This window comes from Photobacterium nomapromontoriensis, from assembly GCF_050336815.1.
GTDB classification, from domain to species: Bacteria; Pseudomonadota; Gammaproteobacteria; order Enterobacterales; family Vibrionaceae; genus Photobacterium; species Photobacterium nomapromontoriensis.
The window spans coordinates 15,302-31,670 of sequence record NZ_JAKJSL010000057.1; the positions used below are offsets into that span (position 1 = coordinate 15,302).

Consider the following 16,369-nt stretch of genomic DNA (forward strand, 5'->3'; position numbering starts at 1 on the left):
GTTATAAATTTTATATCGGTCAACTACTCCGATTTGCTATTTTGCCAGCTTGTGTATAGTGAAGCCGGTTTGTATATCTGCCCGTATTGCCTCAGTACTGGTAGATATGTGAATTGATTGTACCCAGAGGAGTCGTCAGTAAGGCTTATGCCTGATTTTCACTCTGATGGGTATACAAATGTACCAAACAAAGGCACTCTCATGGCAGATATTAAAAAGCTATTCGCAAATAACGTTGCTTGGTCGGAAAACATCAAGGAAGAAACGCCTGAATTTTTTACTCACTTAGCAAAAGCTCAACGCCCCGAATACCTCTGGATAGGCTGTGCTGACAGTCGAGTCCCTGCCGAACGGCTTACCGGATTAGATTCTGGCGAGCTATTTGTCCATCGAAATGTAGCCAATCAGGTGATCCACACTGATCTCAACTGCCTATCCGTGGTGCAATATGCGGTCGATGTACTCAAAGTTCGTCATATTATTGTTTGCGGCCACTATGGCTGTGGCGGGGTAACAGCAGCAATAGAAAATCCGCAACTTGGGCTGATCAATAACTGGCTATTACACATTCGCGATCTGTATATGACCTACCGCTCGGATCTTGGCATGCTGCCTAGAGAGAAGAGGGATGACAAACTGTGCGAAATCAATGTCGCCAGCCAAGTCTATCATCTTGGCAACTCGACCATCATGCAGAGTGCCTGGGAACGCGGCCAGCAAATAAAAATCCATGGCTGGATCTACGGTATAAATGACGGTGTGCTAAGTGATCTCGGGGTTACCGCAAGCAGCCGAGAATCACTCGAGATTGCCTATCAGGCTGCGATGGCTGAAATACTGCCAAGCGGCAAGTTAGTCTAAAATCGTTTAATAAACAAAAAGCGACTGTCACCAGTCGCTTTTTTTATCATGTTCACGGCAAGAATATTACTCGGCCTGAGGGATCACCTTACCAATATAAGGCAAATGACGGTACTTTTGAGCGTAATCAATACCCACTCCGACAACAAACTCATCAGGGATTTCAAAACCAACCCATTTAACGTCAACATTCACTTCACGACGCTCTGGTTTATCCAGCAAGGTACAGATATTGATAGAGTTAGGCTCGCGTAGAGAAAGGATCTCGCATACCTTATTCAGGGTATTACCTGTATCAATAATATCTTCAACCAACAGCACATCCTTGCCCTTGATGTCATCATCCAAATCTTTCAGGATACGTACATCACGGTTGCTCTCCATCGTATTGCCGTAGCTCGATGCAGTCATGAAATCAACTTCATGCGGAAGTTCGATTGCACGTGCTAAATCGGCCATAAATACAAATGATCCTCGCAGCAGGCCAACCATCACTAAATTATCAGAATCTTTATAGTATTCCGTAATTTGTCTTCCCAGTTCTGTCACACGAGCCTGAACATCCTGCTCAGAAATCATTACTTCAATGGTATGTTTCATCTTTATCTCCATCAGCTCGACTGCATCAGTCGGCTAGCGGTAAAACGGAGGCTCATTCTATCATCCCTTCAAAGTAATAGTTATTTAATCGAATCTGTCAATTATATGCTACACATTGATTAAAACTCATTTGAATACAACTGATTGCTCATGTAGAGTGATCAATTATGACTAAATCATAACCAAAAAAATATTTGTGCTAGGGAATTAATGACATGGATACGATAGTTAAGAAAACGAGAACCCGTCTTTCGCCAGAAAAAAGAAAACAACAACTGCTTGATTTCGCTATGGATGTGTTTGCTCGGCGAGGTATTGGCCGTGCAGGCCATGCCGATATTGCCGAGATGGCCAATGTCTCCGTCGCAACCGTCTTCAATTATTTCCCCACTCGCGAAGCCTTGGTTGAACAAGTATTAGCTCAGGTTAATGAGCACTTCAGTCAAATGCTAAAAGACAGCCTCACCAATAACACTCCGATCAAAGAGCAACTAACCCACATCAGTTATAGGCTGATCGATGAGGTTCTTGAACAACAAGATTGGGTTAAAGTGTGGTTTGAATGGAGCACCTCTGTACGTGATGAGATCTGGCCGCAGTTTGTCAACTGCAGCCAACAGAATTTCAGCTACATTTCCGAGCGATTTGCAACGGCTCATCAGTCCGATGACACCTTAGTGAAAGTACCCGGCTGGCAATTCCAAGGGCTATGCTACGTACTCTATTTACAAACCAATATCACGCTGAACCGTGAAGAGATGCAAGCGCAAGCGGATCTTCACATTGATGCAATGCTCCACCTATAACGCGCTCAAACATCGAAATAAAAAAGGCCGGCAAACTGCTGGCCTTTTAGCATCAAGAAGCCGTCATACGGCTCAGCTAGCCGAGGCGAAAACAACGGGCTCATGTGGCTCAAGTATCACCTCGACACGATCCCCTACTTGCAAGATCAAGTGGGAATTCACTATCAAGCTATGACCTTGAAAATCAACAGTATAACGACAGCTATCGCCCATAAACAGCTGTTCACTGATCATCCCTGCACCGGCAACATCTGGTTTGACGCTAAGGTTTTGCGGACGTAATAGCCATTCAATATTTTCACTCTCCTGGTACACCCGTTCATTACTGACGGCAATCGCACCAAATGGCGTGGATAGCGTATGATCGAGCCTAAATGTCACTGGTAGGTATGACCCCGTACCAAGAAACTCGGCAACAAAGCGGCTGCTGGGCTGATAATAAAGCTCTGTTGCAGTACCAAACTGCTCAATAACCCCATGGTTCATCACCGCCATGCGATCTGCAAACGCAAAAGCTTCTTCGCGACTATGGGTCACAAAAATAGCGGTAACACCCTGTTTTTTAAAAATGCGGCGAATTTCCTTGATCAACCCATGGCGTACCTGAGTATCAATATTAGAAAATGGTTCATCCAGCAGGATCAAATCGGGCTCACAAGCCAGTGCTCGTGCGATAGCAACTCGTTGTTGCTGACCTCCTGATAACTGGTGAGGATAGCGTTTATCCAACCCTGTCAAATGCACCAGCTCCAGCATCTCCTGGATCTTGGCTTTCACTCTTGCCTTATCCCAGTCATGCAAGCCAAAGGCGATGTTTTCTGCGACGGTAAGGTGCGGGAACAAGGCATAATCCTGAAATATCATACCAATATTACGTTGCTCCGGCGGCAGCCAAGTCGTGTCATCAGCAATAACACGGCCGTTGATGTGTATCTCACCACTCTCGAGTGGCAGCAACCCGGCAATCGCTTTTAGCAGCGTGGTCTTTCCGCAACCACTCGCTCCCAATAGACAGACAATTTCGTTCTCCTGCACGGGCAGCGACAGGTTTTCCAACACAGCTTGTCCGTTGTACTTACAGGTCAGGTTAGTGACAGATAATGCATGAGTCATCAGTGTTTCTGCTCCAAAGAACGATTAACCATCACCAAGGGGATCAAGCCAACCATTACCAGTAAGATCGCTGGCAGTGCCGCCAGCTCCAGTTGCTCATCAGAAGCAAAGTTAAAAACATACGTCGCCAGCGTTTCAAAGTTAAACGGTCGTAACAGCAGTGCCGCATTCAGCTCTTTCATCGATTCGATAAACACCAATAACCCGGCGATCAAGCAGCCGCGGCGGATCAGCGGCAAATGCACCCGACGTAACATCTGGAACGAGGCATAACCCATGGTCTTAGATGCCATATCCAGTGAGGGGGATATTTTCGCTAAACTACTTTCAATACTCCCGATTGCCACTGCCGAAAAACGCACGACGAAAGCAAATACCAGCGCAAACATGGTGCCCGAGAACACCAACCCTGGCCGACCAAGGCCATAATTAATGGTAAAGTCATTCAGCAGATGATCGGCACGGGTAAGCGGGATCATCACACCAATCGCCAACACCGTTCCTGGCACGGCATACCCCAGAGATGAAAGCCGCAACGGCACCACCGTCGAACGGTGTCCATCAAGACGACGATAGAAATTCACCACTAATGCCACTAACACAGCAACCATCGCGGTAATGACAGAGACTTTCAAACTATTAAAACTATACTGCTGGAATTGACTGGTCCAGCTCTCGGCAAAGTAATGCCAGGCATAGTATCCCAGCTGCATCAACGGCATTAAAAACGCAACAGCCACCAGCCCCCAGCACCAGAGCATGGCTAACCATTTTTTCCCGCCTTGCAAGGTATAGCGAATGTCATCACTCTGTTCGAACCCTTGCTGAAACAGTTTTTGTTTACGCCGACTAAAGCGCTCGGTGCTGATCAAGAGGAAAATCACCAACAGCATAATGGCAGAGATCTTCGCGGCAGCATTGAGGTTCGAGTAGCCGAGCCAAGTATCATAAACCGCGGTGGTGAGGGTATTCACCGCAAAATAGCTTACCGTACCAAAATCCCCCAATGTTTCCATTGCCACCAATGAGAGTCCCACGGCAATCGACGGCCTTGCCAATGGCAGGGAGATACGGCGAAAACTGCTCCACGGGGAGCAACGCAGCAAACGGGCTGACTGCAACAGACTGGTACTCTGCTCCATAAAAGCCGCACGGGCGAGAAGGTAAATATAGGGGTACAAAACCAGCGCCAATACGACACAGGCACCACCAAGCGAACGAATATTAGGAAACCAGTAATCATGCGTAGTTTGCCAGCCGAAAATATCACGCAGAAAGATCTGTACCGGGCCGGCGTAATCAAACCAGTCGGTATAGATGTAACCAATGATATATCCCGGCATCGCCAATGGCAGTACCAGTGCCCACTGGAGGACTTTCTCTCCGGGGATCCGGCACATCGCCATAATCCATGCTGCTGGTAAACCAAATAGCACTGAGAGTAAAAGCGTACCGACAACCAAGCCAAACGTATTGGCGGTATAGGTTGTCATTACGGTACTCATCAGGTGCGAAAAAACCTCATCGGTTTCACCAATGGCTGTATAAAAGACGGCCAAAACCGGCAAAACCAGCAGTAGGGATAGTCCCCAGCTGCTGGTTCGCCAACATAAGTATTTCTCTTTCATTGCTAACAACTTAGTACCTTTTGCAATCAAACTGTGGCACCGCAAGGCTTCACTAACAGGCGCAGACCCAGATGGCCTGCCCTGTACAGGGGGAGTGAAACTACCACAAGTTATTGGAAAAAGTACTTAGCTTTATGTAATAAAAGGGGCGCTCCGCCCCCTTTTATTGTAAAAATTTATAGATCGAACTTTACTTCATCCAGAAGTTTTATTGCCGCACTGTGGTATTGAGCAACTTTATCCAGTGGCAGGGTATCTGCATTAAACTCGCCCCACGATTCCACTAATTCTGAACGCTTCACACCGTTCTTCACTGGGTATTCATAATTCACTTCTGCGTACATTTGCTGCGCGACATCACCGGTTAGAAACTCCATCAGCTTCTGCGCATTCTCTTTATTAGGTGCATACTTGGCCATCGCCATGCCGCTGACATTGACGTGAGTACCATTGCCCTTCTGGCCAGGGAAATCAATGTATACCGCTTCAGCCCAAGACTTCTGCTTCTCATCATTCACCATCTTACCGAGATAGTAACTATTACCAATCGCCAGATCACACAGACCTTCTTTGACCGCTTTTACCTGAGCACGGTCATTACCCTGGGGCTTACGCGCAAGGTTCGCCTTCAAACCTTCCAGCCAGGTTTTCGTTTCCGCCTCACCGTAATGAGCAATCATTGATGACACCAAGGAAACGTTATACGGGTGCTTACCCGAACGCGTACAGATCTTGCCTTTCCACTCAGGATTAGCCAGATCCATGTAATCAAATTCTGCAGGCAAGTGACCAACACGGTCACGAGAAGAATAAACATTACGAGCACGTAGCGTTAGCGCAAACCACTCATCCTCATTATCACGATATTGAGCAGGGACATTCTCATCGATCACTTTGCTATCAACAGGCTGAACCAAATCCTTATCGGATAGCTCAACTAAACGGCTAATATCGGTTGTCAGAACCACATCAGCAGGGCTGTACTTACCTTCTTGTTCCAGTTTCTCTGCCAGGCCTTGTTTGGCAAACTTAACGTTAACCTTAATACCTGTCTCAGCAGTGAACTCCTTAAACATAGGCTCAACCAAAAAAGGCTGGCGGTATGAGTATACGTTTACTTCTTCCGCAGCCATTACCGCCTGAGGTGCAGCCAAACCAAACATAATTGCCGATGCCAACAGCTTTTTCATTCTTAACTTCCCTTAAATGCAAAATGTAATGATAACAGTTATCAATCTCGCTCAATTATACTGTAGCATTTACTTAACACAATCCATGGCAGCCATAAAAATAAAAAAAACGCTGCATTTCTGCAGCGTTTTTTAAAAGATGTGAACTAAATGTATGTTACTTATTTCACACTGACGAATTCAGGATAAGCATCGATACCACAATCGTGAAGATCCATCCCCGCCATTTCTTCTTCCTCTGTCACTCGAATACCCATGGTGTATTTCAATACCGCCCATACCACTAAACTCGCACCAAATACCCAACCAAAGATGACGGCAGCTCCCAGCAACTGCGTACTAAACGCAGCATCAGCATTACTAAATGGCACCACCATCAGACCAAGGAAACCACATACGCCGTGTACCGAAATCGCGCCTACTGGGTCATCAATTTTAACTTTATCAAGCCCGATAATGCTAAACACCACCAGTGCACCCGCAACCACACCGATAATCACCGCCGCCATCGGGGATGGGGATAATGGGTCAGCAGTAATCGCAACCAGACCCGCTAGCGCACCATTGAGGATCATAGTTAAGTCCGCTTTACCCCATGTTGTCTTACATACTGCCAGTGCCGTAATCGCGCCTGCTGCCGCTGCCGCATTGGTATTCAAAAAGATTTGACCGACAGCGGTGGCATTTTCAAAATCAGATAACATAAGCTGTGAGCCACCGTTAAAACCAAACCAACCGAACCACAGAATAAATGTTCCCAACGTTGCCAATGGCATGTTTGAGCCCGGAATTGGGTAAATAGCACCGTTCTTACCGTATTTACCTTTACGCGCACCCAGTAATAAAACACCGGCTAGTGCCGCAGCCGCCCCGGCCATGTGCACAATACCTGAACCGGCAAAGTCACTAAAACCCGCTTCTGACAGGAAACCGCCCCCCCATGTCCAGTAGCCTTCCATCGGATAAATAAAGGCCGTTAAAATGACAGAGAAAACAAGGAACGACCACAATTTCATTCGCTCAGCAACAGCACCTGAAACCACTGACATCGCCGTCGCAACAAATACCACCTGAAAGAAGAAGTCAGATTCTAGCGAGTGATCCGCACCTTCTGCTTGAGTACCAATTAACGTCCCGAACGACGGCAGCCAACCACCAGCCCCATTATCAACATACATAATGTTGTAGCCCACGACGAGGTACATAGTACAGGCAATGGCATACAAGCAAATATTCTTAGTCAGGATCTCGGTGGTGTTCTTCGAGCGTACTAACCCCGCTTCAAGCATGGCAAACCCTGCCGCCATCCACATCACCAGTGCCCCTGACATTAAAAAGAAGAAAGTATCTAGTGCATAACGCAACTCTGTAACGGTTGTTGTTAATTCCATAACTGTTGTCCTCAATTCACTTTTTTTGTTCTTATAAATTCCATTTTTATAAGGCTTCTAAATCGGTTTCACCGGTACGGATCCTGACTGCATGATCAAGGTCATAGACAAAAATCTTACCGTCTCCGATTTTTCCGGTTTGTGCAGCCTTGGTGATGGCCTCAATAACAGCGTCAGCATTCTCAGCCTGAGTCGCTATCTCCAGCTTAACTTTCGGTAGAAAATCCACCTGATATTCGGCGCCTCGATAGAGTTCGGTATGCCCCTTCTGACGTCCAAATCCCTTCACTTCTGAGACGGTCATCCCTTCCACCCCAACATCTGCCAATGCTTCGCGGACATCATCGAGCTTAAAGGGTTTAATAATTGCATTAATGATTTTCATTGCCTGCTCCTCAATCGTCTGAATTCCCTTCCGGTGATGATTAAAGAGTAAACAAGCTTTGTGCCAAGTTTTTATATCGTTTTAATTCAATACGTTAAGATTTACACTGACTCTAAACAAAAAAAGGCCGCACCATAATGGTGCGGCCTTTTCCCCGAAAAGAAGCAGTCTTGCCTGAATCTGTAAAATCGGCTCAAAAACGTATTATAAATGCCCGCCACGCCTGTAACATTTGCTCGAGATCCTCAAATCCACAGACGGACACACATTCATCATCATAAAAGTTCATGTCATCGTCAAGTTCAGTATCATCTTCAGAAAACAGATAGTTAGCCTGAACCAATGCTTCATTATCCTGCAAAGACAAGGTCAAATCATCGCCGAGTAGGCGCCATTCTTGAGTGCTATTTTTTAGCGCACTGATTTGGGCCAGAATCGTATCCAGCTTGGTAAAATCTTTCCCCACTTCCTCAATAAGCCAGCGCCCTAGCGCCTCATGACCCATCGAGAAAATGGCGTGATAGCTACCGTCTAGCGTGTTCTTTTTAAATTCGTAATCCATAGCTACCCTCAATTATCATCATTCTGTATCTAGCCATAAGCTTGATACAATACAGGTCGCACATTGTCAGGATTTGGAACAAGAATGCAACTGAATGCTACCCTCGCCAGGCAAATCGTCGAACGGGCGATGAAAATTATCCACCACTCCGTTAATGTCATGGATGAATATGGACGGATCATCGGATCAGACGATCCAACCCGGCTTCATCAACACCATGAAGGGGCGATCCTCGCCATCACCAACAACCGAGTGGTCGAGATTGATACCGCCACGGCCCAACAACTCAAAGGGGTGAAACCGGGGATCAACCTACCAATTGTCTTTCAACAGCACACTATCGGCGCTGTCGGGATCTCCGGAGAACCCGCTAACGTTCGTAATTACGCTGAGCTGGTAAAAATGACTGCGGAATTAATCGTCGAACAAGAAGCCTTAATGTCACAGGTACAGTGGAATAAACGTCACCGTGAAGAGTTGGTTCTGCAGTTAATCCAACATAGTGAGCTCAACGAATCACAACTGCTGTCCATTGCCCAGAAGCTTGAACTGGATCTGTCCCGGCCTCGTATCGCGACCATCATTAAAGTGATCCCCTCCGCTGATGAGAGCCTGTCTCTGGAACACCTCCAGCGTATGCTTCAGATCCTTGAATACCCTGAGCGTGATAATCTGGTCGGCATCACCTCCGTATCGAAGAATGAAATCGTACTCCTCAAACCCATCAATCTCAACACGGCAGGCGGGTCAAAAATACGAGAACAGCAGTGGCTAAGCTCGCTCCTGCTGCAAATAAAAAAAGAAAGCGGATTTTCCGTTCGTATTGCACTTGGCGAATACTTTCCCGGCTTATCTGGACTGGCTCAATCTTTCCAGACCGCACAAGCCACGATGGACTCTGCCGTAAGCCAAGACAATGTGCTGTACTACCAAGATCATATCCTGTCCGTCCTGCTTGATGGGGTCAAACAGGATCCGTGGCGCCATGAGCAATTAATGCAGCCGCTGCAGCGACTGAAACGGCATGACCCACGCGGGATACTGTTCAAGACCCTGAAGGTCTTTTTTGCCCAAAATTGTGACTTAGGCCTGACATGTCAAATCCTCCATATCCATCGTAATACCCTTCGCTATCGACTTGAACGTATCGAGCAAGAGACAGAAATTAAACTTAATAATATCAATGATAAAACCCGATTATATCTCGCGTTGACTTGCTCACCATGACAACAAAACTGTGCAATAGCACAATTTTAAAGCCGATAACATGCTAATTATTGGTCATATTGCCCAAAGAAAAATAGCCTAAGGTCATGTACATTCTCCGTTAATGACGATTGCCCGGCACTAAACCACCTATACCGAGGCAAGATCACTTTCTCATGCAAGGATTCGCTCATGAAAATTGTTATAGCCCCTGATTCATACAAAGAAAGCCTGACCGCAATGGAAGTGGCGACTGCCATTGAGACCGGATTTCGCAATGTATTCCCTGATAGCGAATACATCAAATTGCCGATGGCTGACGGTGGCGAAGGTACCGTTCAGTCACTGATTGATGCCACGGGAGGCCAAATCATTGAACATCCAGTGACCGGGCCTCTCGGAGAGCTGGTCACGGGTTTTTACGGCTTAATGGGTGATGGGCAAACCGCCGTCATTGAAATGGCGGCGGCATCGGGCTTACACCTTGTTGCACCTGAACAACGTAACCCGCTGCTTACCACCACCTACGGGACGGGAGAGTTAATGAAAGCCGCACTGGATAAAGGCGCTAAACATATCATTGTTGGCATCGGTGGCAGCGCAACGAACGACGGTGGGATCGGGATGGCACAAGCGCTGGGGATCAGAATGCTCGACAATCAAGACGAAGAGATCGGCTACGGTGGCGGCGCACTCGCTCACCTCGCCACCATCGATATGTCTGGCGTTGATCCTCGCCTCGCCCAGATCAAATTGGAAGTGGCCTGCGATGTAGATAATCCCCTGTGTGGCCCTAAAGGTGCATCTCACGTTTTCGGTCCGCAAAAAGGGGCGACACCTGAAATGGTTGAGCAGCTTGATCACAACTTGGCCCACTATGCCACACTGATCAACGCACAACTCGGCAGTGATGTGAAAGAGATGGCCGGGGCAGGTGCAGCAGGGGGGATGGGAGCAGCACTGATGGGCTTGCTGAACGCCGATCTTCGGCCTGGTATTGAGATCGTCATGGATGCGGTCAGCCTAGCAGATGTTGTGGCTGATGCGGATTTAGTCATCACGGGGGAAGGCCGTATCGACAGCCAAACCATTCATGGCAAAACACCCATTGGCGTTGCACGAACGGCAAAGCGCTTCCACGTTCCGGTGATTGGGATTGCGGGGAGCCTGTCTGCCGATTGTGAAGTGATCCATCAGCATGATATCGATGCCGTCTTTAGCGTCGTCCCACGGGCAATGCCACTGCCAGAAGCGCTTGAAGAGGCCGCCGTCAATGTGCAGCTAACCGCACGCAACGTTGCCGCTATGCTAAAAATGGCGAAACGTTAAGGCAATACTGACACGACAGTAAAAGACCAACGCTTAAGCTAAAAAAGCGCCTCCCGAACGGGAGACGCTTGTCTATCCATAATGAATGAGCCCGCCAATAACGAGCCTATGTCAATTAAGCAGGCTGCTGGATAATCACCTCATCCGCTTTATTGGTGTAGTTTTCCATTCGGTGGAAATTCAGGTAGCGATAAGTATCTGCCGCCGTGGCATCAATTTGCTTCGCGTACTCCAGGTATTCGGCCTTAGTCGGAATACGACCGAGGATGGCCCCAACCGCAGCCAGTTCAGCTGAAGACAAGTACACATTGGCCCCGGTTCCCAAACGGTTCGGGAAGTTACGGGTTGATGTTGACATCACCGTGGCTTTATCAGCTACGCGAGCTTGGTTACCCATACACAATGAACATCCAGGGGTTTCAATACGTACCCCTGCCCGGCCAAAGATCCCGTAGTAACCTTCCTCGGTAAGTTGATCTTTGTCCATCTTGGTTGGCGGTGCAATCCAGAGTCGGGTATCAAGCTGACCCCCGAACTTCTCAAGCAACTTACCCGCCGCTCGGAAATGGCCGATATTCGTCATGCATGAGCCAATGAACACTTCATCTATCTGCGTACCCTGTACATCCGACAACAAACGAGCATCATCAGGATCATTCGGCGCACACAGGATAGGTTCACTGATCTCAGCCAAATCGATTTCAATAACGTGAGCATACTCAGCATCACTGTCAGCTTCCATCAATTCAGGATTCGCCAACCACGCTTCCATCGCACTGATACGACGCTCGATAGTACGGCGATCGCCATAACCTTCTGCGATCATCCACTTCAGCATTACGATGTTAGAGTTGAGGTATTCCGTAATCGAGGCTTCAGACAACTTGACGGTACAACCAGCCGCACTGCGTTCTGCCGATGCGTCAGAGAGCTCAAAAGCTTGTTCAACCGTCAGGTGCTCAACCCCCTCGATCTCCAGCACGCGGCCTGAGAATTCATTAATCTTACCGGCTTTCTCTACGGTTAACAGACCTTGCTGAATCGCAAAATACGGGATCGCATGAACAAGATCACGTAAGGTGATCCCTGCTTGCATCTCACCCTTGAAGCGAACCAAAATAGACTCAGGCATATCCAAAGGCATCACCCCAGTAGCCGCCGCAAACGCCACGAGACCTGAACCGGCCGGAAATGAAATACCTAATGGGAAACGGGTATGCGAATCCCCACCAGTACCGACCGTATCAGGCAGTAGCATACGGTTTAACCACGAGTGAATAACACCATCCCCTGGGCGGAGCGATACCCCACCGCGATTCATAATGAAATCCGGTAGTGTGTGGTGAGTATTCACATCAATCGGTTTTGGATAGGCTGAGGTGTGGCAAAACGACTGCATCGTTAGCTCGGCAGAGAAGCCCAGGCAAGCGAGATCTTTCAGCTCATCACGGGTCATCGGGCCGGTCGTATCTTGTGAACCAACCGTGGTCATCTTCGGCTCACAATAGGTACCAGGCCGCACGCCTTCAACGCCGCACGCCTTACCCACCATTTTCTGTGCAAGGCTATAACCCTTACCAGAATCTTCCACCGCACCCGGACGACGGAACACATCTGATGATGGCAGGCCCAGTGATTGCCGCGCACGATCCGTTAAACCGCGACCAATGATCAGCGGAATACGCCCACCAGCCCGCACTTCATCAATCAATACATCTGTTTTCAGTTTAAAGGTAGCAACCAGTTCATCACTGCCATGACGACGCACTTCACCTTTATACGGATAGACATCAATAACATCGCCCATATTCAGTGCCGTAACATCAACTTCAATAGGCAGCGCACCAGCATCTTCCATGGTATTAAAGAAGATCGGCGCAATTTTGCCACCCAGCACATAACCACCAGCACGCTTGTTCGGCACATAAGGAATGTCATCCCCCATAAACCACAGCACGGAGTTAGTGGCTGATTTGCGCGATGAACCAGTACCGACAACATCACCGACATACACCAGTTGATGGCCTTGTTCTTGTAAGGCGGCAATTTGTTTAATCGGACCAATAGAACCGGGCTGATCAGGATCGATCCCATCGCGATCACTTTTAAGCATTGCTAACGCATGAAGCGGAATATCAGGGCGCGACCAGGCGTCCGGCGCCGGTGACAAATCATCGGTATTCGTTTCACCGGTGACCTTAAAGACTGTCAGGGTGATTTTTTCAGCCAGCTCAGGCTTTGATAGGAACCACTCTGCATCTGCCCATGACTGGACAACTTGTTGAGCAAACGCATTACCCGCTTTGGCTTTTTCTTCCACATCATAGAAGGAATCAAACATCAGTAAGGTCTGCGACAGGGCTTGTACGGCAATAGGGGCAAGAGCTGCATTATCAAGCAGCGCGATCAATGGTTCAATATTATAACCACCTTGCATGGTACCAAGCAGTGCAGCCGCTTTTTCCTTGCTAACGATGGGGGATGTCGCTTCACCTTGTGTCACTGCCGCTAAAAATCCCGCTTTAACATAAGCAGCTTCATCAACACCTGGGGGAATACGGTTTTCAAGCAGATCCAACAATACAGACTCTTCACCCGTAGGGGGTGTTTTTAACAACTCGACCAGAGCGGCTGTTTGCTCAGCATTGAGAGGCTGAGGGGCAACTCCTTCTACAGCACGCTCTTCGACGTGTTTACGGTAGGCTTCAAGCACGACATATTCCTCTTGTTTCGGTTTAGCCTAGAGGCCAAACATCCTTGGAAGTGATTGATCTCCCCAAACATTAGCACTGGGTTATTCCTATAAATCAGCACCAAATACAAACAAAAGAGATCAAAACCGTTCAGCTAGCATACCAGATTTAACTTAAAATTAAAATCCGCCTGATTTTTACAACATTTATTTTCCCTGTCTCCATTCCTGTAATCTCCCAACCGTCAGCACGTAAGATAAGAGATGCCTCATGCTTTATTGCCTTCCTTTGCCATCGGATGCGTGCTCATCACAAAATGTGATAAATCCCCCTAAAGTTATGCAACAAGAATGCAGATAACATCTGAACATGCGATGTAAGCCTTAAAACGTTCTTCCATCATTTGCGATAATTTTCAACTAGGGTCGCCCCTAACCACATCCTCGATCATTTAATTATTAATAAGCCGTTATGATATTTAACCAGTTCACCATTAAACAAAAGCTGATCTTAGCCATCGTCCTTGCGGTACTGGCATCGACCCTTCTCGTTGCGATTATCAGCCAAAAGCAAGCCCGCGATGTGATCGAATATCGATTACTGCACTCTGAATTACCCGCAACACTCTTACAAATTCGCAATAATATCGACAAGGAAGTCTCGCAGATGCAGTCTGCGGCTCAACAGCTGGCGACGAATCACTTTATTACCGCGCTATATCATAATGACCGCACCCCAACCGCTGACCATAAAATTGTTGAACAGCTCAATGAAATAAAAAACCAGTACCATCTATTTGATGCCTCTGTTGCAGATCGCACGACAGGAGACTATTGGAATCAAAACGGTTTTCTACGCCGATTAAACCGTCAGCAGGACAACTGGTTTTATGGCTTTACCCAAAGTGGCAAAACACAATCATTAAGCATTTTTCGTGAAAGTAACGGCGATGTGAAACTGTTTATCAACTACCAACAGCTGAATGGTCGAGGGATGGCTGGGCTATCCAAATCACTGGATGATATGGTTGAATTTATTAATCAATTCAAACTGGAACAAAGTGGCTTTGTCTTTCTTGCCGATGCGAGCGGTAATATACAGATCCATCGTAATAACACGATAATGGGTAAAAAAGATCTCGCCACGCTTTATGGGGGACCAGAGGCCGCTATCTTAATGAAAAAAGATAATTTCAATGTCACTGAGGTAACCATTAATGGTCAGGATACGCTATTGGCGTCCAGCTATATCCCATCAATGGATTGGTATGTCGTTGCCCAACTGCCTTTGGAAGAAGCCTTTGTCCAGCTCGATCAAGCCCGTCAACAAATTATGATATGGGCGTTAGGTATCGCAGCTTTATTCACCTTATTAGCTATCTGGCTCGGCAGTAATATCACCAAACCCATTACGCGACTTGCGTCGGTATTTAAAGATCTCGGTGAAGGTGAAGGCGACCTACGTCACCGCATCGACATTAATGGTAACGATGAAATCGCCCAACTGTCCGAAGGCTTCAACAGCTTTATTAGTAAGATCCACAGTTCGGTCAGAGATGTCGCCGAAACGGGAAATGCCCTGCGTGACGCTGCCGAATCCGTCGCTCAGCAGGCAGAGGGAACATTAACCAATAGCCATAACCAGCGTGACAGAACGCTCCAAATTGCGGCGGCGATCAATCAAATGGGGGCAACCGTTAATGAAATCGCAGCAAATGCAGCCCAAGCCGCTGATACGGCCCATGCAGCCAACGCAGAAACGCAACAAGGCCAACAGGTCATCGGCCAAGCTCGAGAAACCATCAACCAGCTGTCCACCGATATCGCGCAGGTCAGTGATGTCATCAATTCTCTGGCGAATAACACCCTGACCATCGGTAGTATTTTGGATGTGATCCGCGGTATCTCGGATCAAACTAACCTACTGGCGCTCAATGCCGCCATTGAAGCAGCTCGAGCAGGTGAGCAAGGGCGAGGCTTTGCCGTGGTTGCGGATGAAGTACGCAGTCTTGCCAGCCGTACGGCGGCATCGACTGACGAGATCCAGAGCATGATCAATCAATTGCAGCAAGAGGCGAACAATGCCGTTACTGCTATCGGTCAGAGTAGCCATCTGACTTCCGAAGGGGTCGACGCGGCAGATACCGCCTCAGATTCACTACTTTCTATCGCTGATCGCATTACCCTGATCTCTGACATGAATACTCAGGTCGCGACGGCGACTGAAGAGCAGTCCACTGTCGTTAACGACATCAACTGCAACATTGAAGAGATAAACGAAATCACCCAGCAAACAGCAGATACCGCCACTGAACTGGCTCAGTCAAGCCAGTCACTGCGTGATTTGTCCAAGCGTCTGGATGGTATGGTGGGAACATTTAAGTTGTAAGGCCATATTAAAAAAGACAGGGAGAGGACTAATGCCTTTCCCTGCCCCTCTAATTTCACTCATAACGCGGTTTCTCTACGCCACAGATTGCATCGCAAGATAAAAAATCTTAACGCAAAATATCCACATCATCAGACGCAAAACACCACAAAAAAACCTCATAACCATCAATCATAAGTAAAACAACACCTTAAAACATGGCATTAATTTTGATTGG

13 protein-coding genes are annotated in these 16,369 nt (G+C 47.6%); 5 read left to right on the top strand and 8 right to left on the bottom strand.

The window, feature by feature from the left end:
- Window positions 1–201: 201 nt before the first annotated feature.
- On the top strand, window positions 202–861 hold the full coding sequence (gene can, locus L4D12_RS22490; RefSeq protein WP_428450064.1) for a carbonate dehydratase: 660 nt from the start codon (window positions 202–204) through the stop codon (window positions 859–861).
- A gap of 66 nt (window positions 862–927) precedes the next feature.
- On the opposite strand, the gene hpt is transcribed toward can, so the two are convergent.
- Window positions 928–1,461: a hypoxanthine phosphoribosyltransferase gene (gene hpt, locus L4D12_RS22495; protein ID WP_428450065.1), complete on the bottom strand. Its 534-nt coding sequence runs from the start codon at window positions 1,459–1,461 to the stop codon at window positions 928–930.
- 215 nt (window positions 1,462–1,676) lie between these two features.
- Here hpt and L4D12_RS22500 point away from each other — a divergent pair, with 215 nt between their 5' ends.
- On the top strand, window positions 1,677–2,267 hold the full coding sequence (locus L4D12_RS22500) for a TetR/AcrR family transcriptional regulator (protein WP_428450066.1): 591 nt from the start codon (window positions 1,677–1,679) through the stop codon (window positions 2,265–2,267).
- A 72-nt stretch (window positions 2,268–2,339) separates the two neighbouring features.
- Here the strand turns inward: L4D12_RS22500 and L4D12_RS22505 are convergent, their stop codons facing one another.
- The 6 genes from L4D12_RS22505 to L4D12_RS22530 all read right to left on the bottom strand — a co-directional run bounded on the left by L4D12_RS22505 (window position 2,340) and on the right by L4D12_RS22530 (window position 8,536).
- On the bottom strand, window positions 2,340–3,380 hold the full coding sequence (locus L4D12_RS22505) for an ABC transporter ATP-binding protein (RefSeq protein ID WP_428450067.1): 1,041 nt from the start codon (window positions 3,378–3,380) through the stop codon (window positions 2,340–2,342).
- Window positions 3,380–5,008, bottom strand: coding sequence for an ABC transporter permease (locus L4D12_RS22510; RefSeq protein ID WP_428450068.1), 1,629 nt, complete (start codon window positions 5,006–5,008; stop codon window positions 3,380–3,382). The genes L4D12_RS22505 and L4D12_RS22510 overlap by 1 nt, the downstream gene beginning before the upstream one ends.
- A 176-nt stretch (window positions 5,009–5,184) precedes the next feature.
- The gene (locus L4D12_RS22515) at window positions 5,185–6,198 is read right to left on the bottom strand and encodes a Fe(3+) ABC transporter substrate-binding protein (RefSeq protein ID WP_428450069.1); all 1,014 of its coding nucleotides are present in this window, start codon (window positions 6,196–6,198) and stop codon (window positions 5,185–5,187) included.
- Between the two features lie 161 nt (window positions 6,199–6,359).
- Window positions 6,360–7,589 carry an ammonium transporter gene (locus L4D12_RS22520; RefSeq protein WP_428450070.1) on the bottom strand — a complete coding sequence of 410 codons (1,230 nt, stop codon included), beginning with the start codon at window positions 7,587–7,589 and terminating at the stop codon, window positions 6,360–6,362.
- A 46-nt stretch (window positions 7,590–7,635) separates the two neighbouring features.
- Window positions 7,636–7,974 carry a P-II family nitrogen regulator gene (locus L4D12_RS22525; protein WP_428450071.1) on the bottom strand — a complete coding sequence of 113 codons (339 nt, stop codon included), beginning with the start codon at window positions 7,972–7,974 and terminating at the stop codon, window positions 7,636–7,638.
- 193 nt (window positions 7,975–8,167) lie between these two features.
- On the bottom strand, window positions 8,168–8,536 hold the full coding sequence (locus tag L4D12_RS22530; protein ID WP_428450072.1) for a YacL family protein: 369 nt from the start codon (window positions 8,534–8,536) through the stop codon (window positions 8,168–8,170).
- A gap of 84 nt (window positions 8,537–8,620) precedes the next feature.
- On the opposite strand from L4D12_RS22530, the gene L4D12_RS22535 reads away from it, so the two are divergent.
- Both L4D12_RS22535 and L4D12_RS22540 read left to right on the top strand, forming a co-directional pair.
- Window positions 8,621–9,763: a sugar diacid recognition domain-containing protein gene (locus L4D12_RS22535; protein WP_428450073.1), complete on the top strand. Its 1,143-nt coding sequence runs from the start codon at window positions 8,621–8,623 to the stop codon at window positions 9,761–9,763.
- A gap of 171 nt (window positions 9,764–9,934) precedes the next feature.
- A complete protein-coding gene (locus tag L4D12_RS22540; RefSeq protein WP_428450074.1) occupies window positions 9,935–11,071 on the top strand; it encodes a glycerate kinase in 1,137 nt (378 codons plus the stop codon).
- A gap of 115 nt (window positions 11,072–11,186) precedes the next feature.
- On the opposite strand, the gene acnB is transcribed toward L4D12_RS22540, so the two are convergent.
- Window positions 11,187–13,784: a bifunctional aconitate hydratase 2/2-methylisocitrate dehydratase gene (gene acnB, locus L4D12_RS22545; RefSeq protein ID WP_428450075.1), complete on the bottom strand. Its 2,598-nt coding sequence runs from the start codon at window positions 13,782–13,784 to the stop codon at window positions 11,187–11,189.
- Between the two features lie 451 nt (window positions 13,785–14,235).
- Between acnB and L4D12_RS22550 the strand changes: the two genes are divergently transcribed.
- The gene (locus L4D12_RS22550; protein WP_428450076.1) at window positions 14,236–16,152 is read left to right on the top strand and encodes a methyl-accepting chemotaxis protein; all 1,917 of its coding nucleotides are present in this window, start codon (window positions 14,236–14,238) and stop codon (window positions 16,150–16,152) included.
- Window positions 16,153–16,369: the final 217 nt, after the last annotated feature.